Annotated in this window: 2 protein-coding genes and 1 pseudogene; all 3 read left to right on the forward strand. The window is 26.9% G+C overall.

Annotated elements, in window-relative coordinates:
* Window positions 1–231: hypothetical protein (locus RI68_RS01880; RefSeq protein WP_017193559.1), on the forward strand; the 231-nt coding region annotated here is incomplete at its 5' end.
* A gap of 2 nt (window positions 232–233) precedes the next feature.
* Window positions 234–836, forward strand: a complete 603-nt coding sequence (locus RI68_RS01885; protein ID WP_017193560.1) for a hypothetical protein — start codon at window positions 234–236, stop codon at window positions 834–836.
* 55 nt (window positions 837–891) lie between these two features.
* Window positions 892–1,334: pseudogene (locus RI68_RS01890) on the forward strand (ATP-dependent Zn protease); the annotation flags it as partial.

A 1,334-nucleotide genomic window follows, 5' to 3' on the forward strand; every position in this document is an offset into this window, starting at 1 on the left:
CAAAAAACCAAAAAAACCAATAACAATGTGCCAAAAACAACAACAAAGGAAACCAAAATTTTAACAATCAAAAAATTACCTTTTTTACAAAAAATCACTTATATTATTATCATTTTAAATTCACTTTTATCTTTATTGGCTCTTTACTATGAAAACAAAATTCCTTGGTTTACCACGGAAATTAAAAACTTTATCAATATCATTAAATCAATTATCCCAGGAGGAAAATAATTATGAAAATTCAAACTAAAAATAAAATTTTTACCACTTTAGTGGTTTTGATCAGTTTATTTTTTACCATTGCTTCTATTTATGCTTTAACTAATTACTTTTCTAAACAAAGAAAAGAAAAAATTCAATTAATGACAGATATTCCTCTATTTAACGTGGAAAGAGTAGGCGGTAATAACAAAGATAAAACCCTTTTACCAATCCTTATTCCTAACTTAAACCAACAAAAATATAATCACTTAATTACGATCGAACACGAAGCAACTCTAAACTCCAACGGAATGGATATTAATGTTCCTTTATATTTGAAAATATCAACTAAATATGACACGCTTCAAACTTTTACCAATCCTGAAAAATATTTAAATGTTGGTTTAAAAGTGGATAATAATGATTACAATGATACTAAACGCCCACAAATGATCTTTAACGAAAAAGGCTTAGGAAAACTTAACATCCAAATTAGCATCGAACAAAAAGAAATTATTAACACTAATAACCCTCAATTAGAATTAATTTGTGATTACGAATTAGTTGATTCTCAAGGCAAAGCTTTCAGTGGTGGCAGTCAAACCATTGAAAATAAAATTACTAATTTAGCATAATAAAACATCAAAAGACCAATTAATGATTGGTCTTTTTTGTTAGAAAGGAACTAAGATGACTATCAAAAAGAAATCAAATAAAAATTCAACTAATTTAATCATAATCATCATAACATCTATGATCTTATTTTTAGGAACTTATGTTTGGATTCATCATCAAACTTTAACAGAAACCGAAAGAAACCTCGAAACCCAACAACATAAATTAGAAATCCAAAATAAAAATCTCCAAGAAATGAAAGACAAACTACAACAAAATAAAGATATAATCCAAAACCAAATTACCAATACAAATAAAGAATCACAAGAAGAAACAAACACTAATTTACAACAATTAAATAATCAAGAAGAATCATTATTTACTCCTTCTAACAACCAAAAATTCCCTTCTTTCAACCAATTAATCGGTTTCAAAGAAGAAAAACAAGCCGTAGAAGGTTTTATTGATTACCTTAACAATAAAGAAAACTATACCAATATTGGCGAGGTCGATTCGCC

The sequence above is a fragment of the Vaccinium witches'-broom phytoplasma str. VAC genome (assembly GCF_000309405.1).
In the GTDB taxonomy this organism is placed as follows: domain Bacteria; phylum Bacillota_I; class Bacilli_A; order Acholeplasmatales; family Acholeplasmataceae; genus Phytoplasma.